The 25100-nt window shown below is 34.6% G+C and carries 20 protein-coding genes and 1 pseudogene; 4 read left to right on the top strand and 17 right to left on the bottom strand.

Annotated elements, in window-relative coordinates:
* Positions 1 to 56: 56 nt before the first annotated feature.
* The gene (locus AC22L0_RS19945; protein ID WP_000875283.1) at positions 57 to 407 is read right to left on the bottom strand and encodes an SH3 domain-containing protein; all 351 of its coding nucleotides are present in this window, start codon (positions 405 to 407) and stop codon (positions 57 to 59) included.
* A 204-nt stretch (positions 408 to 611) separates the two neighbouring features.
* Between AC22L0_RS19945 and AC22L0_RS19940 the strand changes: the two genes are divergently transcribed.
* Complete coding sequence (locus AC22L0_RS19940; protein ID WP_000814735.1) at positions 612 to 1496, top strand: DMT family transporter; 885 nt, start codon at positions 612 to 614, stop codon at positions 1494 to 1496.
* Positions 1497 to 1513: 17 nt separating this feature from the next.
* Here the strand turns inward: AC22L0_RS19940 and AC22L0_RS19935 are convergent, their stop codons facing one another.
* Both AC22L0_RS19935 and AC22L0_RS19930 read right to left on the bottom strand, forming a co-directional pair.
* Positions 1514 to 2050 carry a hypothetical protein gene (locus AC22L0_RS19935; protein WP_087964996.1) on the bottom strand — a complete coding sequence of 179 codons (537 nt, stop codon included), beginning with the start codon at positions 2048 to 2050 and terminating at the stop codon, positions 1514 to 1516.
* Positions 2051 to 2069: 19 nt separating this feature from the next.
* Positions 2070 to 2891 (bottom strand): pentapeptide repeat-containing protein, encoded by an 822-nt coding sequence (locus tag AC22L0_RS19930; RefSeq protein WP_000181432.1) that lies wholly within the window; start codon positions 2889 to 2891, stop codon positions 2070 to 2072.
* A 196-nt stretch (positions 2892 to 3087) separates the two neighbouring features.
* Between AC22L0_RS19930 and AC22L0_RS19925 the strand changes: the two genes are divergently transcribed.
* The gene (locus tag AC22L0_RS19925; protein WP_001162788.1) at positions 3088 to 3261 is read left to right on the top strand and encodes a DUF1272 domain-containing protein; all 174 of its coding nucleotides are present in this window, start codon (positions 3088 to 3090) and stop codon (positions 3259 to 3261) included.
* 46 nt (positions 3262 to 3307) lie between these two features.
* On the opposite strand, the gene AC22L0_RS19920 is transcribed toward AC22L0_RS19925, so the two are convergent.
* The 8 genes and pseudogenes from AC22L0_RS19920 to AC22L0_RS19885 all read right to left on the bottom strand — a co-directional run.
* Positions 3308 to 4375 carry a lactonase family protein gene (locus AC22L0_RS19920; RefSeq protein ID WP_087964998.1) on the bottom strand — a complete coding sequence of 356 codons (1068 nt, stop codon included), beginning with the start codon at positions 4373 to 4375 and terminating at the stop codon, positions 3308 to 3310.
* A gap of 120 nt (positions 4376 to 4495) precedes the next feature.
* Positions 4496 to 6037: a gluconokinase gene (gntK, locus tag AC22L0_RS19915; RefSeq protein ID WP_087965000.1), complete on the bottom strand. Its 1542-nt coding sequence runs from the start codon at positions 6035 to 6037 to the stop codon at positions 4496 to 4498.
* A gap of 109 nt (positions 6038 to 6146) precedes the next feature.
* Positions 6147 to 7472, bottom strand: coding sequence for a gluconate permease GntP (gntP, locus tag AC22L0_RS19910; protein WP_001057613.1), 1326 nt, complete (start codon positions 7470 to 7472; stop codon positions 6147 to 6149).
* 390 nt (positions 7473 to 7862) lie between these two features.
* Positions 7863 to 8531, bottom strand: a complete 669-nt coding sequence (gene fsa / locus AC22L0_RS19905; RefSeq protein WP_000667676.1) for a fructose-6-phosphate aldolase — start codon at positions 8529 to 8531, stop codon at positions 7863 to 7865.
* Positions 8532 to 8640: 109 nt separating this feature from the next.
* Positions 8641 to 9534 carry a phosphogluconate dehydrogenase (NAD(+)-dependent, decarboxylating) gene (gnd, locus tag AC22L0_RS19900; protein ID WP_001195925.1) on the bottom strand — a complete coding sequence of 298 codons (894 nt, stop codon included), beginning with the start codon at positions 9532 to 9534 and terminating at the stop codon, positions 8641 to 8643.
* Between the two features lie 112 nt (positions 9535 to 9646).
* Positions 9647 to 11641 carry a transketolase gene (tkt, locus tag AC22L0_RS19895; protein ID WP_087965002.1) on the bottom strand — a complete coding sequence of 665 codons (1995 nt, stop codon included), beginning with the start codon at positions 11639 to 11641 and terminating at the stop codon, positions 9647 to 9649.
* A 39-nt stretch (positions 11642 to 11680) separates the two neighbouring features.
* A complete protein-coding gene (gene zwf, locus AC22L0_RS19890; RefSeq protein ID WP_000445362.1) occupies positions 11681 to 13165 on the bottom strand; it encodes a glucose-6-phosphate dehydrogenase in 1485 nt (494 codons plus the stop codon).
* Positions 13166 to 13513: 348 nt separating this feature from the next.
* A pseudogene (locus AC22L0_RS19885) lies at positions 13514 to 13666 on the bottom strand (glucose-6-phosphate dehydrogenase); the annotation flags it as partial.
* Positions 13667 to 14073: 407 nt separating this feature from the next.
* Here AC22L0_RS19885 and AC22L0_RS19880 point away from each other — a divergent pair.
* Positions 14074 to 15069 (top strand): zinc-dependent alcohol dehydrogenase family protein, encoded by a 996-nt coding sequence (locus AC22L0_RS19880; RefSeq protein WP_087965004.1) that lies wholly within the window; start codon positions 14074 to 14076, stop codon positions 15067 to 15069.
* Positions 15070 to 15346: 277 nt separating this feature from the next.
* Here AC22L0_RS19880 and AC22L0_RS19875 read toward each other — a convergent pair whose 3' ends face one another.
* The 6 genes from AC22L0_RS19875 to AC22L0_RS19850 form a co-directional block, all read right to left on the bottom strand.
* Entirely contained in the window at positions 15347 to 17044 is a 1698-nt protein-coding gene (locus AC22L0_RS19875) for a M4 family metallopeptidase (RefSeq protein WP_001058955.1), read from the bottom strand.
* Positions 17045 to 17210: 166 nt separating this feature from the next.
* Positions 17211 to 19439 (bottom strand): putative mucin/carbohydrate-binding domain-containing protein, encoded by a 2229-nt coding sequence (locus AC22L0_RS19870; protein WP_061139064.1) that lies wholly within the window; start codon positions 19437 to 19439, stop codon positions 17211 to 17213.
* A 366-nt stretch (positions 19440 to 19805) separates the two neighbouring features.
* Positions 19806 to 21530, bottom strand: a complete 1725-nt coding sequence (locus AC22L0_RS19865; RefSeq protein ID WP_058839842.1) for a methyl-accepting chemotaxis protein — start codon at positions 21528 to 21530, stop codon at positions 19806 to 19808.
* A gap of 287 nt (positions 21531 to 21817) precedes the next feature.
* Positions 21818 to 22387, bottom strand: a complete 570-nt coding sequence (locus AC22L0_RS19860) for a 5' nucleotidase, NT5C type (protein ID WP_000668223.1) — start codon at positions 22385 to 22387, stop codon at positions 21818 to 21820.
* Positions 22388 to 22446: 59 nt separating this feature from the next.
* Complete coding sequence (gene ribD / locus AC22L0_RS19855; RefSeq protein ID WP_000889429.1) at positions 22447 to 23550, bottom strand: bifunctional diaminohydroxyphosphoribosylaminopyrimidine deaminase/5-amino-6-(5-phosphoribosylamino)uracil reductase RibD; 1104 nt, start codon at positions 23548 to 23550, stop codon at positions 22447 to 22449.
* Positions 23543 to 24280: a GTP cyclohydrolase II gene (locus AC22L0_RS19850; RefSeq protein WP_000258865.1), complete on the bottom strand. Its 738-nt coding sequence runs from the start codon at positions 24278 to 24280 to the stop codon at positions 23543 to 23545. Before AC22L0_RS19850 ends, ribD begins: the two co-directional genes overlap by 8 nt.
* A gap of 302 nt (positions 24281 to 24582) precedes the next feature.
* On the opposite strand from AC22L0_RS19850, the gene AC22L0_RS19845 reads away from it, so the two are divergent.
* Complete coding sequence (locus AC22L0_RS19845) at positions 24583 to 24900, top strand: winged helix-turn-helix transcriptional regulator (protein WP_001000104.1); 318 nt, start codon at positions 24583 to 24585, stop codon at positions 24898 to 24900.
* Positions 24901 to 25100 lie beyond the last annotated feature (200 nt).

The raw sequence follows: 25100 nt of genomic DNA, 5'->3' as shown, positions 1-25100 counted from the left end.
TACAACCAATATACTCATAAGCAAAAATATGTTTCCTAATTATTGATCAAATATTATTAATATTTTTGTAAGTTTTCCTTTGGTACCCAGCCCTTCTCACCATCTCTTCCTTCGCCCCAAACCCATCCATTCAATTCTTCTAATCCAATCACTCTTTCTCCAATACTCACATTTAATTCTTTCGCAGTATATTGTTTTATAATAATTCCTGTTCCATTCATATCTTTTTTTATAATTTGCTCCGGAACCCATCCTTTCCGGTCATATTTCTCTTCGTGACAAAACATCCAGTTTTCCCAGTTTTCCGGACCAGCGTAACTCTCTATCATTTTCACTACATCCCCCTCTTCTAAGCGAATTGGATTAGGATAATTGCTAACATGTGATTTTATAACGATATATTTCATAACAACCTCCAATAATCAGAAAATTAAGTTATAATATCATTATAACTTAACGAGGAGGAATGCACGCATGTACTACAACACTTCATTCGAAAACGATCAACCTGTAGGCCGTCTATAAACTAAGACGGGCAATCATATAACACATACACTACGCCTCGTCTTAGGGAACTCATAATACCCTAAAAATAGACGGAGGTACTTTACATGAAACAAACAATTTTAGGAGCTATATGTTTATCACTAGCAGCAAGTATATGGGGTGGTATGTATGTTGTTAGCAAATACGTACTCGATTTTATCCCACCACTAACACTCGTTTGGCTACGCTTTATCATTGCTTTTGTTGTTTTGTATGGCATTTTGAAACTAGCTGAGAAAAAGCAAAAGAAAAAAGTAACCATTCGCAAAAAAGATTGGCTCCTATTCGCTTGGATTGGATTTATCGGCTATTTCATTTCGATCACATGCCAATTTATCGGAACAAAATTATCCGACGCTCATACAGGCTCGTTAGTTACATCAGCTACACCTGCATTTATGGTTATATTTGCAGCGCTCATTTTGAAAGAAAAACTAACCGCTCGTAGACTTTTATCTACTATAATAGCGACAATCGGCGTCATTATCGTAATCGGGTGGGATATTGAAATTGGCTCCTATTTTATCGGAACAATCATTTTAGTTGGAGCCGCTATTACGTGGGCTTTACTATCTATTTATGTAAAGATCGCTTCAATCCAATTCTCATCCTTAGTTATTACAACGTATGCCATATTCTTTTCACTCTTTTTTATTACACCCTTTATGATATGGGAACTACAAACATCCTCTATCGGAACAGTAAATACGTACGTAATATTAGGCGTATTATACTTAGGTATTGTTTCAACAGCAGGTGCCTTTTTCCTTTGGAATAAAGGATTAGAATTAATAGATGCAAGCATCGGTTCCTTATTTTTCTTCTTCCAACCTATTGTTGGATCATTACTTGGCTGGCTCTTATTAAATGAGACATTAAATAGTAACTTTTTTATTGGCGGTATTCTTATTATATGTAGCGTTTTCATTACTACTTTTGAAAAGAAATAAAAAGCAGGCAGAGATTTTTAGTCTCTGCCTGTTCGCATTATTGGATCTTGATCGTGAAAACCAATACAAATCGGTATATTACTTTGCACTTCACTACGTACACTTATAAAACTACACAGCGTTTTAGCAATTAAATATAAAGTTACACCGACTGCTTTTTCACTTGTGTCAAAGCCATTTCCATTATACATATCTGCTAATTCTACAGACCCCGGCCCCTCAATATTATATGTCCATTCAGATGCCCAATCATCGTCCTCTTCTTCAAGTGAAATATATTCCTCACAAATATAAAACTGACTATCCCATTCGTTATCAAGGTCATACTCAAAATAAATCGCTTTTGATTCTTCATTAGTAGCCATTTCTACAGCTGAATCCAAACCTACTCGAATACTTTCCTTATATGACTCTAAATCAATTGCTTTAATTCGTTCTGCATATTCTGCAGACGCTAACATGCTACAAATTTCAAAATACTTCGCTTCTATTTGCTCTACTGCTAACGAAAAGACATCCTCTTGCATCTCTTCTAAATACTGAAATATATCCACACTAAACACTCCTCACTCTTTACGCACTCCAATGCGATGGACGGGATAACATTTTCGGTAATTTCGTATGCTTATTCCCTTTCGCTGCGTTAATTTGAACTTGCGTCAGAAAAATACTATTTGTAAAATCAGCCCCGCGAATATCTGCATCTCTTAAATCTGCTCCGATAAGATCTGCTCCTCTTAAATTTGCTCCATTTAAGTTAGCCGCAATTAAGTAAGCACCCCTTAAATTTGCACCTTGTAAATTTTTCTTTTTCAAATTTGCTCCCATAAGATCTGCTCCGCGGTGAATGATTCGTTTCTTACGTGCAGTATTCATTTCCTTCCATACTAATTCGCTCGTTTCTAAAAGAAGAATGTTCACCTCTGCCCTATGCATTGGAACATTTATTTTCATTAACTCATCTGGATTTAAATTCGAAAGTCGCTCTGTCTCCTCAATTGCGGTCTCCAGCTCTTTATGAATTGGCTGTGTTGCCTTTAAAAGAATCGCCTCATTCAAATACCAAAGCATTTCATGAAGTTGATGCATAACTGGAAAAGCATCGTACATTTTTCTTGCATGCTTTGCATCTTTCCGCCAATCAATCCCTTTAAACGTACCCTGAGAAATCTTCTGTCCAGCACCGAAACACTCAAATACTGTACAACCTTTATAACCTTTTCCTCTAAGATTTTTATGTATACTACATTTAAAATCTGATTGTAAGTTGGAACATGGTTTACCACCATCTTTATTCACTGCAAAATCTACCGATGCTGCGAACGGTAATGCAACGCAACATAGACCGAAGCATTTTTCGCAGTTTGCTTTTAAATGATCGTTATGATTAGTCAAAATCTATACCCCCTGTTGTCTTTTGACTATTTCATAATATTCCAACTGTAATAAATAATCAATTTTAAAATAAACCAGCATCTTTCGTTTCAATTCATAACTTTATCATTCGATTTCCTTTCAATTGAAAAGGACTATTTCTATTTAATGAATTATAATTAAATTATAAATTTTCTAACTAAAAAGGATACTTATTATGGCACTAGAAATGAAAACAAACTGTCAAATTTGCGATCAATCGCTCGAACAAGATTCTGAAGCATACATTTGTGTATATGAATGTACATTTTGCGCACCATGTACAGAAGAAAGACATAACGTTTGTCCAAACTGCGGCGGCGAATTAGTACGTAGACCGAAAAAGAAATAATAAAAAGCAAAGCGATATCGCTTTGCTTTTGTTTAGGCATCTGAAATTATATATTTAAAAACTTCACACAAACAGGCTCTGGCACAACAACATCAGATTGTAAAAGTGTTAACTTACCTGTAGATTCATCTCTTGAAAATAACACAAGATTATGTGACTTTTCATTTGTAGCAACAAGGAACTTTTCAGTAGGATCTAATACAAAGTCTCTTGGCCAATTTCCTTCTGTAGATGTGTGTTCAACAAATGTAAGCTGACCTGAATTTTGATCTACGCTATAAACAGCGATACTATTATGACCACGATTACCTGCATATACAAAACGGCCGTCAGAAGAAATATGAATCGCACTTCCTTGATTATTTTCATCAAATTGTTCTGGAACAGTAGAAATATACTGTAATTCTGTAAAGGATCCTTCTGCAGGATTATATGTTAACACAATAACCTCTGAACTAAGCTCCGTCATCACATACGCATACTTTCCATTCGGATGAAAAGTAATATGTCTTGGACCACTTCCTGGATTTACAGATAAACGATTCACTTCTGTTAATGTACTATCTTTTACTTCATACGTAATTATTTTATCTATCCCTAAATCAACGCCCACTACATATTTTTCATCAGGAGTGTACCCCGCGTAATGTGCATGTGGTTTTTCTTGTCTTTCTTTATTCGGACCTGAACCTTCATGCGCCATAATAGATGAAGCATGATTTACAGTTCCATCTTCTTCATTTATTTCAAAAGACTCAATCGTTCCTTTATGGTAATTCGCTGTAACTACTGTATGATTTCCACTATCAACACTAATATGACAAGGAGAAGCACCTTCTACTACTTGTCTATTTTTCGCTTTTAGTTCTCCAGTATGACTATCAATGGAATACGCAGCTACACCGCCAGATTCGCCTTCCTTAACAACAGAATAGAGATATTCATTATTTCGGTTAATCGTTACATATGTAGGGTTATCCAGCTTAGCGGCAAGTGTTACATTACTAATTTTTTTTGCTTCTGTGTCTAAAGTAAACTTATATATTCCTTCGCTATTTTCTTTCGTGTAAGTTCCAACATATCCAATAAACTCTTTGTTATCCTTCATTTTCATAACCCTCTCTCCCTATATTTTACGTTCATCATGCTTCTTAAAATATTTTATGTTGAAAGAGTATCCAAAAAAATCGGAGTACTTCTTTATACGTTACCATATTTTCTTGGTAAATAGCTTTTAAACCCACTTTTTTTGATACGCTGCTATACTTTCATATTCTTCTTCCAATTGACGGGACAGACGAATATAGATTGGCGTTAAATCTTTATATTTTTCCACACTTTCCATGTTTGGCTCATGATGAAAATCTGCACCTACCATTTCAGAAACTACGGATAATGTATCTATTTCACCTAAACTATATAAACCGAGGATTGTAGCTCCTAAGCAAGAGCTTTCAAAACTTTCCGGAACATATACGTCTTGATGGAAGATATCCGCCATCATCTGTCTCCAAAGTTCCGACCTTGCAAAGCCGCCTGTCGCTTGAATTTTTTTCGGTTCGCCAATTAACTCTTTTAAAGCGAGAAGAACGGTATACAAGTTATAAATTACTCCTTCTAAAACAGCACGGATCAGATGTTCTTTCTTATGATGCAATCCGAGTCCAAAGAAAGATCCTCGTGCATTTGCATTCCATAAAGGAGCTCTTTCCCCTGCTAAATACGGGTGAAATAATAAACCGTCAGATCCAGGATTCACTTTTGCCGCTATTTCAGTAAGTACTTCATATGGATCTTTCCCTAAACGCTTCGCAAGTTCAATCTCTGAAGTGCCTAATTGGTCACGAGCCCATCTGAAAATCATACCGCCGTTATTTACTGGTCCACCGATTACCCAATGGTCTTCAGTTAACGCATAACAAAAAATTCTACCTTTCGGATCTGTTACAGGACGATCTGTTACAGCACGTATCGCACCGCTTGTACCAATGGTAACAGCCACAACGCCAGGATCTATTGCATTTACACCTAAATTAGATAGTACTCCATCACTCGCTCCTACTACAAAAGGCGTAGAAACAAGTACATTCATCTCTTTGGCAAGCTCTTCATCTAATCCTGTTAAACTGTGCGTTGTTGGAACAAGTTTAGAAAGCTTTTCATCTGTAATTCCCGCAACATGTAAAGCCTCTTCATCCCATTTTAAAGATTTCAAATTAAACATCCCTGTCGCTGACGCTATAGAATAATCAATTACATACTCTTTATATAACTTGTAAAAAACATATTCTTTAATAGAAATGAATTTATAACTTTTTGCGAATAACTCTGCCTTCTCATTCTGTAGCCAAACTAATTTCGAAAGCGGTGACATAGGATGAATTGGTGTGCCAGTACGAAGGTAAATTTCATGACCATTCATATCATTCTTTATTTTCTCCGCCCAGCTTGCACTTCTATTATCTGCCCAAGTAATACATCCCGTTAATGGATTCCCCTTTTCATCTACAGCAATGAGACTATGCATTGCCGAACTAAAAGAGACACAAAGAATATCACTTGGCTGTACACTACTTGATCGTATAGTTTCTTTAATCGTATTTATTACTGCACGAAAAATTTCTTCTGGGTCTTGTTCCGCTGTTTCAGGCGTAGGAGAATATAAAGGATATTCAATTCCATGACTAGCAATAACAGATCCATCAGTAGAAAATAGAACTGATTTTGTACTAGTTGTCCCAATGTCTACACCAATCATATATTTTGAGCTCACCATTTCTTCCTCCTAACAAAAAATTGTTACAGTATCCCACCATAAAAATACATTCCTTTTATCTATTGATAACGTTGTATGCCACAATTATCTAAATAGAAACATCTTTATCTTAAACAAACATATCGAGTAGTAAAACGCCTCCAAAAGCGATAAATGAAAGTAACGTTTCTAATACTGTCCATGTTTTAAATGTTTCTTTCACTGTTAAACCTAGGTATTCTTTTACCATCCAAAAACCAGCATCGTTTACGTGTGAAAACATTAATGCTCCTGCACCTGTTGCAATAACGAGTAACTCTAAGTTCACACCTGTTGTATTTTCAACGATTGGCGAAACGATACCCGCTGCTGTTGTTAAAGCGACTGTCGCTGACCCTGTCGCAATTCGAATTAATCCTGCTACTATAAATGCTAATACAATTGGAGATAGTGCTAAATGCTCAGACATTTGAGCAATAGCATTCCCTACGCCACTATCGATAAGAATTTGCTTAAATCCCCCTCCAGCACCAATAATCGCAACAATTGAACCGATTGGTAATAAGCTATCTTCTGTTACCTTCTTAATAGCCTTTTTATCGATACCTTGGCGAAATCCAAGAAAATAAAACGCTGCAAAACATGCAATCAATAGTGCAATGATAGGACTACCGATTAATGTGACAGTCTTCATCAAAGTAATAGAAAGGGGCACATAAGGAGCTGCTGCAGCTAAAACCATTAACATAACAGGTAACAAAATAACTAAAAATGAAACTCCTATTCCTGGTAATTTCGTTGATTTTGTATTTACACGAATCAATTCTGGCTCATTTTCAGGAATTACACGTTTGTGAATCCATTTCGCAAATATAGGACCTGCAATAATCGCTGCAAAAAATGTAATAATGAGTGAATACAATAGTACCTTCCCAAGATTCGCTTTATAAATACCAATTGCAACGATTGCCCCTGGATGCGGAGGAACAAGGCCGTGTACGACAGATAGCCCAGCAATTGCTGGTAATGCTATCAATAAAATATTTTGTTTCGTTGTTTTATGAATTGAAATTACTAACGGCAGTAATATTAAAATGCCTACTTCAAAAAACACCGGGATTCCAATAATAAAACCTGCAATTAACATCGCCCATGGTAAGTTTTTTATCCCAAAGGATTTAATAAAGAACTCTGCCACTTGCATTCCAGCACCTGACTCTGCCATCATTTTCCCTAAAATTGTACCTAATACTAAAATACCTACTAAATGCCCGAGAACACTGCCGACTCCCGTTTCATAAGCACTCACTATTTTATCCATTGGCATCCCAGACATAATTGCTAAAAACAAACTTGCAATCGTTAAACTAATAAATGCATGCCATCTCCACCACGATACCCCTAAAATAACAATTACGATTGATAATAATGTAATCATTAAAAGGTACATATTCATACGCAGTTCCACCCCTTTATGTAAACCCTTTCAAAATTGCTATACAATTAAGAGAACCTATATAGTTCTTTCATGAGTAAGAATTTATATATCGATATACAAATCATCTTCACAAAATAATAATTTATACAAAAAGAATCTCCCTTATCAGAGATACATGTTAACTCACCTCTCTGATAAGGGGATTTCTCTTCCATAATTATAATGTTATTGTGATAAACGCTTCGCGCGATCAATTTTCCCTTTTTTAAAAGTGAATGACACTTTCTTCTCTTGCTGTTTTCACGTAGTAAGACTACAAACTCAGTATCCACTTTAAACGATGAAGTTACTTAGGATTTGTCCTCTCATGAAAAGCAATTTTCGGAAAGCACCTTCACTTTCATAACATTATAATTTAGGCGCTTTCGCCCAATCAGCAGCAAATTTCTCAATACCTTGGTCTGTTAATGGGTGCATAGCAAGTTGTTCAATTACTTTATAAGGGATTGTTGCAATGTGAGCACCTGCCATCGCTACACGAGTTACATGATCTGGATGTCTGACAGAAGCCGCAATAATTTGTGTATCTAATTGATGAACATCGAATAATTCAGCAATTTTAGCAACTAATAGTACACCATCTTCAGAAATATCATCTAAGCGACCTAAAAATGGAGAAACGTACGTTGCACCTGCTCGAGCAGCTAAAAGTGCTTGGTTCACCGTGAAAATAAGTGTAACATTCGTTTTCACACCTTTTTCAGTAAGGTAGCGACAAGCTTCTAATCCTGCTAACGTCATCGGAAGTTTAATTGTAACTTTTTCATCGCCACCGTTAATTTTAATCAGTTCTTCTGCTTGAGCGATCATCTCTTCAGCTGTAACAGCATCTGGCGTTACTTCTGCCGAAACAGATTCAACTTTAGGAACTGCCTGACAAATTTCTGCAATACGGTCTTCAAATTTAATGCCCTCTTTTGCTACTAAAGAAGGATTCGTTGTAACACCAGCTAAAACTCCAAGTTTATATGCTTTTTTTATATCCTCAAGATTTGCAGTATCAATAAAAAATTTCATGATTAATTCCCTCCAGTTTTTAAACGTTGATGAGTTACATGTTTAATATGCTTATCCCGTAAAAGCCCGATTTGTGTGGAATGAAGCCCCTACTTATTAAAGTTTCACTTTATTTCTTTTCAACTGCATGTCCGCCAAATTCATTGCGCAGAGCTGCTACAACTTTTCCTGTAAATGTATCATTGTCTAATGAGCGGTAGCGCATTAATAGAGACATTGCGATAACAGGAGTTGCTGTTTGAAGGTCTAATGCTGTTTCTACTGTCCATTTTCCTTCACCAGAAGAATGCATAACACCCTTAATCTCATCCAGTTTTGCATCTTTAGAAAATGCATTTTCTGTTAATTCCATTAACCAAGAACGAATGACTGAACCGTTGTTCCATACTCTTGATACTTTTTCATAATCGTAGTCAAATTCACTTTTTTCTAGAATCTCAAATCCTTCACCAATAGCAGCCATCATACCGTATTCAATTCCGTTATGAACCATTTTTAAGAAGTGACCACTACCAGCTTTTCCAGCATATAAGAATCCATTTTCTACAGCAGTATCGCGGAAGATAGGTTCAACGATGTCCCAAGCTTCTTGATCTCCTCCGATCATGTAACAAGCACCATTACGAGCGCCTTCCATTCCACCAGAAGTTCCTGCATCCATAAAGTGAATGCCATCTTTCTTTAATTGCTCATATCGGCGGATAGACTCTTTATAATGTGAATTACCAGCTTCAATTAAAATATCTCCTTTTGATAAAAGTGGTGTAACCTCATCAATAACAGAATCAACAACAGCGTGTGGTACCATTACCCAAAGAATTCTTGGTGATTGTAATGACTGAACAAGTTCACTTAAACTAGATGTACCTGTTGCCCCGTACTCTTTCATTTCTTCTACTGCGCTCGTATTTAAATCAAATGCTACTACTTCATGTTTATGATCCATTAAATTTTTCCCTAAATTTAATCCCATTTTACCTAACCCAATTAATCCTACTTGCATAATATAATTCCTCCTCAAATCATCTTTTATTAAAAATCCATATCACTACAATCTGGAATACCTTTCAGCACTGAAATTTTAATATGTACAGAAAGGTATTCACAGTCATAGCTTAAGAATTCAACACATTTTTTGTAATTTGAACAACATTTTCTGTCGTAAATCCAAATAGATTCATGACTTCAGCTCCAGTACCTGAAGCTCCAAATGTTTCAATTGATATTACTTTTCCTTCTTGTCCTACATAACGTTCCCAACCAAGAGATACACCCATTTCAAGAGATACTCGTTTCGTTATAGAAGACGGAAGAACGGATTCTTTATATTCGTTCGATTGGCGATCGAATAACTCCCAGCTCGGCATTGCAACGATGCGAACAGAAACTTGATCTTCTTCTAATTTTGCTTTCGCACTAGCAGCTAAGGATACTTCAGAACCTGTCGCAATTAAAATCACATCCGGATTTTCATTCGTTTGTGTTAATACGTAAGCTCCTTTAGAGAGATTCTCTATGTTCGCTTTCGTTTCATTAAACACCGGTAAATTTTGACGGCTCAGTACTAAAACGACTGGACCATCCGTTTGCTGTAAAGCATACGCCCAAGCACTTGCTGTTTCATTTGCATCTGACGGACGGATAACTGTTAGACCAGGAATTGCTCGAAGAGCTGCCAATTGTTCAATTGGTTCATGCGTTGGACCATCTTCTCCTACAGCAATCGAATCATGTGTAAATACGTAAGTAACAGGTAACTTTTGCAGTGCAGCCAGTCGAATGGACGGACGAAGATAATCATTAAATACAAAGAATGTACTTACGAAAGGTTTTACTCCTCCATGAAGCGCCAATCCATTCGCTGCAGCGCCCATTGCATGTTCACGTACACCGAAATATATATTTCGTCCAGCATACGATTCTACTGCATATACTGCTTCACCTTTTATATCTGTCATCGTAGAATGAGAAAGATCCGCACTTCCACCGAAAATAGAAGGAATCGATTTCACATAATGATTAATAGCTTCCCCACTTGCAACACGAGTAGAAATTGTTTTTTCAGTATCAAAGGATAGAATGTCTTTCGCTTCAATTAAAACCTCACCTGTAATCGCTTTTTCTAATTCATCTGCCAGTGTAGGATTCGCTTCTCTGTATAAGTTGAACTGCGCATTCCAGTCATTGTCTTTTTCAATACCTTTTTGTTTTAGTTCATTAAAATGAGCTTTTACTTCTTCAGGTACAAAGAAATCTTCCTCATAATCCCAACCATACACTTGTTTTGTCGCTGTCGCTTCTTCTACTCCAAGCGGATTACCATGTGCTTTGTTCGTTCCAGCAACTTTTGGACTTCCATAACCTATAATGGTTCTAATTTCTATAAGAGTGGGTTGATCCGTATTTTCTTTCGCTGATTGAATAGCTTTTGTAATCGCATCAACATCGTTTCCATCTTCAACTCTTACATATTGCCAATGTACAGATTCTGCCCTTTTCTGAATATCTTCAGAGAAAGCAATGCCTAATTCACCATCAAGTGAAATTTCATTTGAATCATACAGTACAATTAACTTGCCAAGTTTCATATGTCCTGCCATTGACATCGCTTCATAAGCGACACCCTCCATTAAGTCACCATCTCCGACTAAAGCATACGTATTGTGATCTATAATAGAGTGACCATCCTTATTAAACTTCGCTGCTAAATGAGCTTCTGCCATTGCCATTCCTACAGCATTAGCAATCCCTTGTCCTAACGGGCCTGTAGTCGCTTCAACTCCAGGAGTATGCCCAAACTCAGGATGTCCAGGTGTTTTACTATTTAACTTTCTGAAATTTTTCAAGTCATCAATTGAAACGTCATATCCAGCTAAATGAAGTAGGCTATATAACAGACTAGATCCATGTCCCGCCGATAAAACGAAACGATCACGGTTAAACCATTCTGGGTGATTAGGATTGTAATTTAAATGATTCGCCCATAATGCATAAGCCATTGGTGCTGCTCCCATCGGAAGACCTGGATGACCTGAGTTTGCCGCATTAATAGCATCAATCGATAACGTACGAAGTGTATTCACTGCTAATTGATTTATGTTTTGTGTCATAGTAATCGTCCCCCTAAATGCTTTCATTAAAGAAAGTACTTATTTTTCCGTCTCTTGATCTAACCACCATTTAAATCCACTTTCTTGTAACAGTTCATTAGACGCTTCTGGACCATATGAACCAGACTCATATTCATGAAGCGGTAATAAGTTTTCCTCGAACGCTTCAAGAATTGGTTGTACCCATTCCCATGACAATTCAACTTCTCTCCAATGTGCAAAGAATGTAGCGTCTCCACTCACAGCATCATGAATGAGTCTTTCATACGCTTCAGGTACTCCCACATCCGCTTGCTCACAAGTAAAGTTAATACGCATCGGTTCAATTTCTCCATTTTTCAATGGATTTTTACTGTTTAACTGTAATGAAACGTTCTCACCTGGGCTAATTTCAATTATTAATAAGTTAGGTGCTGCATTTGGATTATTATCTTGATATTGCTGTTTTAACGTATTTTTAAATTCGATTACAATACGAGTAGACTTTTCTTTCATTCGTTTGCCTGTTCGTATATAGAAGGGAACGCCAGTCCAAAATGGATTATCGATCCACAGGCGAGCAGCAACAAATGTGTCTATGTTAGAAGAAGGATTTACTCCTGGCTCCTCTTTGTATGCTACAACTTGCCCGCCTTTTATCTCACCTGCAGCGTATTGTCCGCGAATGATATGGCTTTGAACGTCTTCTTTTTTCACTTTACGAAGCGTTTCCATTACCTTTCGCTTTTCCTCTCGAATTTCACATGCATTAACCTTTTCCGGCAGATTCATAGCAGTCATCATTAATATTTGTAACATATGATTTTGAACCATATCTCGAATGGCCCCTGCCTGGTCATAATATCCTGCCCTTTCTTCAACCCCAACTGTTTCACTCGCTGTGATTTGTACATTCGCTATATGTTCTTTATTCCAAATTGATTGGAGAACAGGATTTGCAAATTCTAATGCTTCAAGATTTTGAATCATCGGTTTACCTAAATAATGATCGATACGGTATATCTCGTCTTCTTCAAACGTGCGACTAAGCTTATCGTTAAGCTCACGAGCAGATGTAAGGTCGTGCCCGAATGGTTTCTCAATCATCAGACGTTTCCATCCATCCGTTTTATCAAGTCCGCTTTCCTTAATATTTAAAGCAATGGTCTCGAAAAATTCAGGAGCAACGGAAAGATAGAACATTCTATTCCCTTTTATATGTAATTCTTCTTCCCTTTCACGAACGACTTGTAATAACCTCTCATAGTCTTCCGGCTTACTCACATCTAATGGACAATAGCGAAAATTATCTAAAAAACCTTCGAGTTCCGGAGTACCTTCTTCTCTATGACGGGAAAACGTCTCTATTGATTCTTTTATTCTTTCTTGAAAATCTACATGAGATACTTGACGTCTCCCAAGCCCGATAACGGATATTTGCTTTGGAAGCTTTTGATCTCTATATAAATTATATAGTGCTGGGTAAATTTTGCGTTTTGCTAAGTCCCCTGTCGCTCCAAATAAAACAAAGGTCATTGATTCCAATTTCAGTCCCCCTCTTGTTGTATAATCCTTGTCAATATTTTAAAAATGAATTGTACAGAAGCTCATGTTTTATAAAAACAAAGAGTTATCAAATCCCAATTCTTTTTATACCTTTCGCTTTTTAATTGTCCCCAATATTAATAGTGGCAATTCAAAGCATTTCTACCACAACTTACTTATTTATAGAATTTAACGAAACATTTTATATCAGATTACTTTTAGTAATTAAATAATCTTATGTCTAATATATTAACCACATAAATTATTATCGTCAATAAAAATGTCTTGAATTACATACGATTTATTTCGTAATACTTTTCTAAGTGTATTCCTAGTTACCATTCATTTTCAAAGATAATGATCGTTATAATAAATATCATTTTCATCAAAATATTCAATTAATTTAACACTAAACTCACGAGCAGACGTTACATTATAACCAAAAGGCTTCTCTATAATAAGACGATTTAATCCTTTTGTAGCTCACAATCCACTTTCTTTCCTTCATTCATATAAATCTATACTTTTCATATTTCTACTCAAAATTGATAGGCAATACTGTAACACCACATTGTTGCCTATTGTAATCGTTATAACTTTCTTTGTGCTACGAGTGTTATTATAAATCGGCCATAACATGAATAGCAGTACGTACTTTAAAGTGATGTAGCACTTTAAAATACCTATACTAAGTGAGTAATAATAAACATAATGAATAAATCATGCTGCAAAAATAACATCTACCCTTTCTTCAAAAAGCTTTACAGTAGTTTTTAGAAGTACGTTACATTATTTCATTTCATGCACTTTCCCCTTCTCTATATAAAATTCTCACTAACAAAATTCAAAATATTATACTTATTTTTCGTACTTTGCTATGCTATAACCACAAACAGGAGGTATAAACTATGAAAGCACAAATTATCCATTCTTTTGGGGATTCATCTGTATTTCAATTAGAAGAAGTTTCAAAACCGAAACTTTTACCAGGTCATGTTCTAATCGATGTAAAAGCAACAAGTGTAAATCCAATCGATACAAAAATGCGTAGTGGGGCCGTTTCAGCCGTCGCTCCTGAGTTTCCAGCTATATTACACGGCGATGTAGCTGGTATTGTTATTGAAGTAGGAGAAGGTGTTTCGAAATTCAAATCAGGGGATAAAGTATACGGATGTGCCGGAGGTTTTAAAGAAACTGGAGGTGCACTTGCAGAATTTATGCTTGCTGATGCACGATTAATTGCTCACAAACCTAATAATTTAACAATGGAAGAAGCTGCTGCTCTACCATTAGTTGCAATTACAGCTTGGGAATCTTTATTTGATCGTGCAAATATTAAACCTGGTCAAAATGTTCTCATTCATGGAGCTACTGGTGGCGTAGGACACGTAGCCATTCAACTAGCTAAATGGGCAGGCTCTAAAGTTTTTACAACAGCTTCTCAGCAAAACAAAATGGAAATAGCCCATCGTTTAGGAGCCGATATAGCTATTAATTATAAAGAAGAATCTGTTCAAGAATATGTACAAAAACATACGAACGGAAACGGATTTGAAGTTATATTTGATACAGTAGGCGGCAAGAATCTTGATCATTCTTTTGAAGCTGCTGCGGTCAATGGAACTGTCGTAACTATTGCAGCTCGTTCAACCCATGACCTCTCTCCTTTACACGCAAAAGGACTCTCTCTGCACGTTACTTTTATGGCATTAAAAATATTACATACAGATAAGCGTAATGATTGCGGAGAAATCTTAACGAAAATAACGCAAATTGTAGAAGAAGGAAAACTTCGTCCATTGCTAGATTCTAAATCTTTTACGTTTGATGAAGTTGCACAAGCACATGAATATTTGGAGTCAAATAAAGCAATAGGTAAAATAGTTTTGAAAAACGTTTGGTAACTTTCACTAAATAAAATGTTTGTTGTTGGGAAATAACAGCGAGATCGCTTCGCCTTATCTTTTTCTTAAGAGGCGTGCCACAACCTTAAAAGCTTTCCATCCTTTACAACAAGTAAAAAAATAACAGCTAAATTTTGAGGTGGGGGTCTTACTGCCCAGCAAATAGCGGGATAACATTCAAAAAAACCTTGCAGAAAAATTCTACAAGGTTTTTGTCTATAAATACAAATTAATCACTATATTAAAATGAAAGAGTTTGTAATTCATCACAATAATATTAAATATACGCTGCTTTAAAGGCTTGTTGGACAGCTTGTACTTCTAATGAGTCTTTACCATATAAGTTCGTTGCTACACGAATACAAGCTTCTTTTAATTCTTTAAAATCAGAAGTCATATTTAATTCATCCGTATTTGCATAATAGAAAATATCAAACATTTTATCTTCTCCAATGCCATGTACGTTTACTCCATTATGGCTTCCACCACTAGCAATCAAGTAAGCTACTTTATTAATAATGCTAGAGTTCGTGTGTACACCACCATGATCGTGGTCAGCATCAATAGGTAAGTTATTATAATGCCTATAATCCTCTGGATATCTAGAAGAGATAGATGATGGGTTTTTCATATCTCTAAAAATACGACCTGATTGTTCTCCCATTGTCCAATTGAACTTTCCGTTATTGGCATACTTTTCAACGGCTACTCCTAAAATATCAGATAACGCTTCATTAATTGCACCAGCTTCTCCTGCGTACTCAAGTCCAGACTCATTTCTTGTAACCGCGTGTGTAAATTCATGTCCTGCCACATCAAATGCTCTAACAATTGGATCTCCGTATACTAGCATAGCGCCATTACTAAATGCATTAAACCACTGCTTAGGATTTCCTTTATTCGTACCATTTGTGTTCCAACCATGAACGACAGAAATTACTTTTTGTCCGTTATTATCAAAGCTGTTACGGCCATATTTTTCTTGATAAAAATCATATACTTTCGTTGCTAAATAATGGGCACTAACTGCTTTAGGATCTGTAAAATTTGTAGAATTACTTGTTACTAAATCATCGAGATAACCCCATACATTTCTTCTATAATTATTATAATCTTTATAATTAGCAGTATATGTTTCAATTCCCTTACCACGAGAATAATCTGCAAGCATGTACGTTCCATCACTTCTTTGTGTAATTCCAAACGTACGATTAATACCTAAGTCATCTTTTCCTGTACCTGTTAATTTTGAAGGATCTGTTGATTTATTTGATGTCGCAGATTGGACAATACTACTCTCTACTTGTATACCCAATTTTTGAACGAGTTCTTTTAATAGATTACCACCAAAAGCATCAATTAATACTGTACCGGATACATATTCAGGTGTAGATGCACTAAAAGTAATTTGATATGCGTTTGTAGCTTTATTTGTATTTTCATCTACATATACCACTTGTTTAATTTCTGGTTCTTCGATAAATGTTAGATCATTTCCATAGATGTTGAAAAGCTGTTTCTTTGCATCCTCTTCTGATAGAGTAATAGGTTGTTTCAAATCTTCCTGTTGTTGTAAATTTTGGGCACTATCTCCCGAAACGCTCGTAAGTACACCATCATCATTAATATGTGCTGTTAGTTGATATCCGTATACATCACGTCCTTCATACGTTTGTTGAAGACGTACCAATGTAGTACCATCATAAGATTTACGACTTTGCGTAACATTATAATTAACTTTGGATTCCGTATTAACTTGCTTTGATGATAATGCTTGTTCTGTTTTTCCTTTTAGTGCATCCTTTGCTACATTTTCTGCCGAATTTTGAGAAGGTGCTGTTAAATTACCTGTTCGGAACGTATCTTCCTTTGTTTCCACTTTTAAATCTTCTGTTTCCGCATGTACTCCTCCATAAGGCATAATCGCCGATAACACCACTCCTGTAGTTAAACCTACCTTTACGAAATTATTCATATTTTTACCCCTTTATAATCGTATTATTAAATTAAATAAATGTATTTTAGAATTTTAAGCATAGATAAAAAATTTTAACTATAGCCAATCGTTTTTACATACCTCTACATACATAGGTTAATAGATTGGTTTGCTACTTTTTTAGATTCAATTCATTTCTCAAAAATTATTCATTATATAAGCTATCTTTATATTTATTCATATACGTTATTTTTTGTGGTTCTGATAACATATTTATTGCCATCCACACATTCTTTTTCATTTCTAATTTTTGCATTGGTATCTCTTTTAAAAACTGATTACCTATAATCGCTTCCATTTCTTCATCAATTCTTTGTATAAGATTTTCTTCTGGATTATTTTGCAAAGAAGTATTTTTCAATCCCCATTTTGTTATTATAAATTCATTCGTTTTATTCATAGGATTAATAATAGTAGCTTTACTAGTTAATCGTTTTTTTATTTCATCATGATAGATTTTAATTCTATATCCCTCTTTTAGTGGAATGATATCTTTTACAATTGTTACATTTGTTCCTTCCATTTCCTTCGTATAAATTTTTTCACCTTTTTCATTAAAGACCTCTATCGATGCATATTTTTCACCTGCATAATAGCTATGAGGCGTTTTAGTAGTAATCGTAAAAATAGCTCGATTTTGCTCTAAGTCTGTATTTAATACGGCAAACTGGTCATCTCCTAATCCTAGGAATTGAATCGTTTCATTTACCAACTTACTCACTTTCATTTCGTTAATATCAATCTTTAGACTATTATCTTTTTCTTTTACATAGGCATAATACGAACTGAAATGGTACATACTATTCGTTTTCCCACCTGAAATTTCAACCGTATACACTCCATTTGGTACGTCTTGTAAATTGATATCTGTTGTTTCAATTGTTTTCTCTTGAATAACTGTATTCCCTTCTTTTAATTTAATTTTTCCTCCTTTTAATGTATCTATTTCATTTGTATTTAAATGGATATGCAAATTCCCTTTTAGCCCAAGTGGAGCAATTTGCTGATTCGTAACTATTTCGAAGTTGGAGTTTATCGGAATATCAGGATCAACTATAGCTCTTGCTTTCGCTAATTGTGATTCAGGCACTATATAAGCTAAAGAAGTAACAGCCGGAAAACCTTTCGCCCTATTCATCTCTATTTGTTTATGATTAAGCTTAAAGCCCCACCTTTCAAAAACAGGTGTAAAATCAACTTGTCCATTCTCACTATAATACTGATTCATTAAATCTGGTAAAGAATGGTCACCTTTTTTGAAAGCAGCATTGCTAGCTAGTTTTCGATAACCTTGATACATTTTTGCAAATGCTTCATCGCCAGCTTTTTGTTTCGCCATCGTTAAAAGAATAAGTTTTTGTCGTAAATCTAAATCATCATAATTTTTATTTTCTTTCATTAAAGCATTATATAAATTCCGTTCTACCTGTTCCTTTTTCCCGAAATTAAACAACCAACCAAGTTGATCTGCTTTTTTGCCGTATTTACTATATTGATATTGAACACCAAATAGATTATTAGAAACTTCTCCTGTAAATATTCCTTGATTATCAAAACCAGCTTGGTATCCATGAGCGATTTCATGTAAAGTTCCCCAACTTAGTTTATCTAACCACATCTTTGTACTATCTGTACTATTCGCTGTCCAATTTGTGCCATAATAGGCACCGCCAGCACCAGATATATCTGCTTTTAAGAAATAACGATTTTGACTTTTTTTATTTTCAAACGTTGAGCCATCTAAACCAATAATTGAATCATACATCACAAAAATATCTTCATAATACGCAATTAACTCATCCAATGATTGAAAATCTTTTAAAGATCTTACTAACTCTTTATCTTTTTTAGGTACAAATAATTGAAAACTCTCCCCTTGAAGTAACGCATACTCTCCATCAAATTGATCCCATGTACTAAAAAATTGAGATACACTTCCTTGTTGTTTATAAATGGGAAGGGGTTTAGTAGCACTTTCATTCCCTACTTGGTACTCAAGTACAGCGTGCTCTTCACCATACGGAGTATCTATGAAAGGAACTAAAGACGTATCACCTTGGATAGTAACCCATTCATTTCCTACTTGTATGGATTTTTCATTTTTTGAGTCATTAGACAATAAACGTAATGTTAATTTGTCTTTAAAATTAGGATTTGTTTGTCTTACCTTTAATGGTGTATTTCTCTTCAAAATAAATCCTAAATCTTGTCGATCATGATATTTCCCCTTACTTATGCCCGCCTGAAATATCCAAGTAGGCTCTTCTAAACTAGTAATTTTTTTTGCATTTATTCGTTCATCAGCATGTAAGTGTATATTTCCTATGAGGAAAAACATTGTATACATTAGGCCTATAACAAGTAACCTTTTCATTTGCATATCTCCTTCTCTATTTTTTTATATACAAAATACAATAAAGCCCTCCTTCTTCACTTATAATTGTCGTCAATAAGTTACTTATCAGTGTAATTATTATAGTTACATTAACTCGTGATTATCAATCATTAAATGTATGTAATTTTGCATATATGAATATTTTGTGATAAATTCCAAAATATCGTATAATTATCAATATTTTTTCAGACATTATTCAATAAAAAAAACACGAAGACTCTTAAGTCTTCATGTTTTTTATACATGTTATTACACTTGTGATTGAATTAATTACTAAAATCTTTTTAATCGTAAAAAATCAATTATTTTTAGGCTGATAGCCGTACCTAATCTTTTACAATTTACTTATTCTTTTTGTTCTGTAATATTAAATTTTGAAACCAATTCCGTTAATTCTTCCACCTTTTCTTTCATTTTGTTGGATTGGATTGATATTTGTTCAATTGATACGGCCTGTGATTGAATTGAATTTACAGTTTGAAGAGTCTCCTTTTTCACATCCGTTGCAGTTTCAGAAACTAGCGAAAGAGAAGCATTTACTTCTTCTGTACCAGCAGACATCTCTTCTGTCGCTGCGGATACTTCTTGAATTTGACCTGTAATCTTATCAATATCTCTCATAATAGACAAGAAGGTTTGATTCGCTTTGTAAGCAGCTTCTTTTCCTTCTACTGCCTTTTGTTGTCCTTTTTGCATGACATTAACTGTATCTTGGGTATCTTTTTGAATGGATTTTATTAAATGATTAACTTCTTTTGCAGATTCTTTAGATTGCTCAGCCAAGTCTCGAACTTCTGCGGCAACCACTGCAAATCCTTTCCCATTCTCTCCAGCACGTGCCGCTTCAATAGCGGCATTTAAGGCAAGAAGATTCGTTTGTTCGGCAATATTAGTAATTGCAGCGAGAGCTGTATCAATCTGTTGTGTACGTGTAACAAGTTTATTTATTACTTTTGATGTTTCCTCGACAACATCATGCACACTATTCATTTGAAGAATAGAGTGATTTATCACTTCACTACCGATATTTATTCGTTCTGTAGTCGTTACTGCTACCTCAGCGACTACTGCTGAAGATTCAGCTACAGTTTGCACCCCGGTTGTAATTTCTTCCATTGAGGATGAGCTCTCCTGAATACTAGTTACCTGTCCTTCTATTTTTGTTTTTACTTCTAAAACAGTCTGTACAACCTCATTTGAAATACTAGACGCTCGATTTGTATCTTGTAATACACTCTCCGTAGTAAAAATAACCTCTTGTGTTGTCATCTTAACATTCGCAATTAATTGTTGAAGGTTATCTAACATACTATTAAAAGACTGAACAATATGCCCTAATTCATTATTTGCTTTATAAGGAGTACGTGTTGTTAAATCTCCAGCTGCTACTTTTTCCATATCATTTTGTAGTAATGCAAGTGGTTTTCGGATAGTTAATTTAATAACATATCCAATTAATATAATTATTAAAATTGCTAAAATCGAAATACTAACAAACATTATCATTGTATTTTGAGCACTATTATTATTTTCCTTCTGTAAAAGCTCTGCATTATTACTATTATATAAAATCAATTCACGAATTGATTTTATTGATTTTTGCATATTAGGTTCAATCTCTTTTAGATAATATGCATATGCTTCCTCATTATTAGACTTCCCTAATTCTTGTGCTTTCTTCATTTGAGTCCTTAATTCATTAAATGTTTCATGAAACGTGTTATATAATTCTTTTTCTTTAGTAGAAATAAGTTTAGCCTCAAACTGCTTTAAAAGATGATCATTTTCCTTACGAATCCCATCCATTTCTCTTATTAATTCGTTCATTCTTTTTTCATCTTTTGATAACATTATTTCCATAAAGTTCATATTAACGTGATAAAAATTAGATTCTACAATTCCAATCCACTCAATTGGCAGTAAATTATCCTCATACATATTAGAGGAAGTACTTTTCCCTCTTTCTAACCCCCAAAACCCTATTAGGGATAATACTATACATGCAATACTTGATATAGTTATTAATATGTTTAGTTTTGTACCAATCTTACTGTTTCTTAATAATTCCAATTCACTTTCTCCATTCTAATATATAGTTTAAGTAATGTATTTTATACCAAGAATCCAAAAATTACGATGTTTATTTTGTAATATGTAATTTTGCATATCGTCCACTACTGATTCAAAATAACCTAACATTGTAATTTTCGTTTTCCAAAAATTCATGATCATGAACACATCACACTAATAAAAACGATAGTATTAAAAAATAAGGAAAGACATAATACGTATGTCTTTCCTCTAAAATTGTAATACTCAATATGCTCTTGGCTCTATTTGATTTTCCATTTAAATCCTCACATATCTTTCTTTATAATATCTCCTAACTCCATCCAATTTGTAATACGCGGGATATTGAGATATTGATTGTAAGAAGTAGTTTTTGCATATACATTTATCGGTTTTCCTATTAACGTTTCTAAAACAGCCGGCTTATCATCAAAGAAATAGTTTAATTTTATTTCTTGTATGAAGTGTATTTTTTCTTCATCCTTCATTCCATAGAAAAAGCGATCTTCATGTACCGGAAATCCTTTTTCTATTAACCATTTTTTTGTTTGCTCTCCATGCTCTTTAGGTCGCGCCGTTATATAGTAAATTTCATGTCCCTGTCTTTCTAATTCTTGCAATGTCTCTACAGCATACGGAAACGGTGAACAAGAAGTATAATAAATCTCATCCAGCAAACTATTCCACATATGACCGCCTTCCTCGGAAGTCATGCCAAATGCTTCATGAATTTCAATTGTTTTTAAAGAATGGAATACATCCAACCCTACTTTTTTGTTTAATTTCTTATTATATAAATGAAAAGCATGCTGCCTTAAATCAATTAGTGTATCATCGATATCAAATCCAAATTTCACTCTTCATCGCTCCTTTCTGCAATCCATTTATCGGAACATATAAGTAGTTTTTATTCCCCTTATTGCTCATCTTTCCGATATGCTGGATAGCCAATAAATCTATAATCTTTTCCAATCTGGGTAAATGATATATCCTTAAATTCAATTGCATCTTTCATTTTAGTAATACCAGTCCCCTCTACAAAACTAGGCGCCAATCTACCTCCAATAATTTTAGGTGCGAAATATAAAATAATTTTATCCATTAGTTTATTTTCAATAAACGAAGCATTTACTTCTCCACCACCTTCAATAAGCAGGGAGGAAACTCCTTTTTGTCCTAAAACATCAAGCATTTCATGTAAGTTTATATGCTTTTCTCCGCTAGTAACAAATACTTTAACTCCTGCATTTTCTAATGCTTTCTTTTTTTCCTCTGCATGATTACTTGTTGTAAATATCCAGGTAGGAGCTTCTCTATCTGTAACAACGTTAGCTTCCATCGGTATGCGTAATGTCGAGTCCAATATTACTCGAATTGGATTTCGGCCATTTGGAATACGCGTTGTCAATGATGGATTATCCTTTTGAACAGTATTCGCTCCTACTAAAATAGCCGCATTTTCGTTTCGTATTTGGTGTACTTCTTGTCTTGCTTCTGTAGATGTAATCCACTTACTATCCGATAAAGACGTAGCGATTTTCCCATCTAATGTAACTCCTGATTTAATCGTTACAAATGGGCGCTTTGTCAAAATATATTTATTAAAGACTTCATTCATTTTTTTAGATTCTTCTTCACACACTCCTACAAGTACTTCAATACCTGCATCTTGTAGAATTTTAATTCCACGTCCAGAAACAAGCGGGTTTGGATCAAGTGTAGCAACTACTACCTTCTTAATTCCTGCTTGTACAATTGCTTCAGCACAAGGCCCTGTTCTACCATGATGAGAACAAGGTTCAAGAGTTACATAAATTGTACCACCACGTGCCTGTTCTCCAGCCATACGTATCGCATGTATTTCGGCATGTGGTTCTCCGGCCTTCATATGTGCTCCGACCCCTACAATTCGATTATCATTTACAATTACAGATCCAACCAATGGATTTGGAGTCGTTTGTCCCTTCATAGCCTTGGCATTTTCTAGTGCTAGCTTCATATACAATTCATGCTCAAGCATGTAAGTGTCCCCCTTCAAAATGTCCAGAACGCTGAATCTTCGTTTGCAAATATTTCTCATTAAACTCTGAGACATCACCCCATAACGGTTCACGACTCGTAACATTTAATCCAGCTTTTTGTAACGCTTCTAATTTTTTCGGATTATTTGTAATAAGTTTTACAGGTTTTGAGCGTAGCGCTTTTAATACTTCAATTGTATCATCATAGTTTCGAACATCATCTTCAAAACCTAGGTTCAGATTAGCTTCTACTGTATCTAACCCATTTTCTTGCAAGAGGTACGTCATAGCTTTACTAAACAAGCCAATTCCTCTTCCTTCATGATTCGCTAAGTAAAATAAAGCACCTGAACCATGTTCTGTAATCATTTGTAAAGACTGCTTTAATTGGAATCCACAGTCACAACGTTTACTACCAAAGATATCACCGGTGTGACAAATACTATGCATACGAATTAGGGCATCTTCAGAATTCTCAAAATCACCATATACAAGTACACTAGATTGCTGCATATCAGCTAAATTAATAGATGAGAGTTTTTCGATAATTCCTTCTACACTATTTGTAACCTCACTACATTGTAACCAAGAATACCATTGAAAAACTTTAGTCTCCCCATATAAATTAATTGGCAATTTGATAGGGCCTACTAAATAAATATCCTTTCCATCTTGATGTATAAATTGAATTTTATCTTCTAACATATGAATTGTATCTGTTGTAACCATTAGGTACCTCCTAGTATAGAGAATCTCTAAAATTCTCTTCCATTGTTATATTTTTTATTGTTTAACTTACACAACGTAAGTGTTTTTACAGATGCTATTCTTTTTTCTCTCAGCTTATATGCAATATGTATCATTACAACTTTGGCCATTTAAAGAAAAGAGTTTTAGTTACATAAAACAACTTAGTTACTTTATGTAAGTGAGTATACATTCGTAATCAATTTACGTCAAGTAATTAATTATAAAAACATTTGTTACTAATAGTAAGATGTTATATAATTTATTTTAGGAGGTGAAGGAAAATGAATGATTCTACATTATGCCCTCGCTTTGAAAAAGGAATGAAATTTTTTAGTCAACGATGGACAGCACTAATTATTTACCAACTTTTTTCTGGATCTCAGCGCTTTTGTACACTTGAATCTTCTCTTCCTGTTAGCGGAAGATTACTTTCAGAAAGATTGAAAGAATTAGAACTAGAAGGAATTGTCGAACGTAAAGTCTTTCCTGAGACACCAGTTCGTATAGAATATTCTTTAACTCAAAAAGGATTTGCTTTAGAAGCTATTATTCGCGGAATAGAAGAATGGTCACAGGAATGGATAGAACTTGAGGAATAACATAAAAGCTTTTTCGTATATAGTTTTAAGTAATCAAATTACAGATACCTATTATTAAAACGCTAATTTTTCAAGCATTTATGAAAAGCTAGCGTTTTTTAATAAATAAAATGTAAGAAATAAAGCAAGGTGATCAAAACGATCACCTTGTTCCCTTACAGATTAAAATAGTGTTTTAAAATCTTTTATTCATACATACT

The sequence above is a fragment of the Bacillus sp. LQ01 genome, from assembly GCF_057624735.1.
Note: the sequence above shows the minus strand (reverse complement) of the source record. Positions and strands in the feature narration are given on the sequence as shown.

What these genes read in the sequence shown, in the direction of transcription:
- AC22L0_RS19945 (WP_000875283.1), bottom strand. Translation starts at nt 407, where the DNA reads ATGAAATATATCGTTATAAAATCACATGTTAGCAATTATCCTAATCCA.
- AC22L0_RS19940 (WP_000814735.1), top strand. Translation starts at nt 612, where the DNA reads ATGAAACAAACAATTTTAGGAGCTATATGTTTATCACTAGCAGCAAGT.
- AC22L0_RS19925 (WP_001162788.1), top strand. Translation starts at nt 3,088, where the DNA reads ATGGCACTAGAAATGAAAACAAACTGTCAAATTTGCGATCAATCGCTC.
- AC22L0_RS19920 (WP_087964998.1), bottom strand. Translation starts at nt 4,375, where the DNA reads ATGAAAATGAAGGATAACAAAGAGTTTATTGGATATGTTGGAACTTAC.
- gntK (WP_087965000.1), bottom strand. Translation starts at nt 6,037, where the DNA reads ATGGTGAGCTCAAAATATATGATTGGTGTAGACATTGGGACAACTAGT.
- gntP (WP_001057613.1), bottom strand. Translation starts at nt 7,472, where the DNA reads ATGAATATGTACCTTTTAATGATTACATTATTATCAATCGTAATTGTT.
- fsa (WP_000667676.1), bottom strand. Translation starts at nt 8,531, where the DNA reads ATGAAATTTTTTATTGATACTGCAAATCTTGAGGATATAAAAAAAGCA.
- gnd (WP_001195925.1), bottom strand. Translation starts at nt 9,534, where the DNA reads ATGCAAGTAGGATTAATTGGGTTAGGTAAAATGGGATTAAATTTAGGG.
- tkt (WP_087965002.1), bottom strand. Translation starts at nt 11,641, where the DNA reads ATGACACAAAACATAAATCAATTAGCAGTGAATACACTTCGTACGTTA.
- AC22L0_RS19880 (WP_087965004.1), top strand. Translation starts at nt 14,074, where the DNA reads ATGAAAGCACAAATTATCCATTCTTTTGGGGATTCATCTGTATTTCAA.
- AC22L0_RS19875 (WP_001058955.1), bottom strand. Translation starts at nt 17,044, where the DNA reads ATGAATAATTTCGTAAAGGTAGGTTTAACTACAGGAGTGGTGTTATCG.
- AC22L0_RS19870 (WP_061139064.1), bottom strand. Translation starts at nt 19,439, where the DNA reads ATGAAAAGGTTACTTGTTATAGGCCTAATGTATACAATGTTTTTCCTC.
- ribD (WP_000889429.1), bottom strand. Translation starts at nt 23,550, where the DNA reads ATGCTTGAGCATGAATTGTATATGAAGCTAGCACTAGAAAATGCCAAG.
- AC22L0_RS19850 (WP_000258865.1), bottom strand. Translation starts at nt 24,280, where the DNA reads ATGGTTACAACAGATACAATTCATATGTTAGAAGATAAAATTCAATTT.
- AC22L0_RS19845 (WP_001000104.1), top strand. Translation starts at nt 24,583, where the DNA reads ATGAATGATTCTACATTATGCCCTCGCTTTGAAAAAGGAATGAAATTT.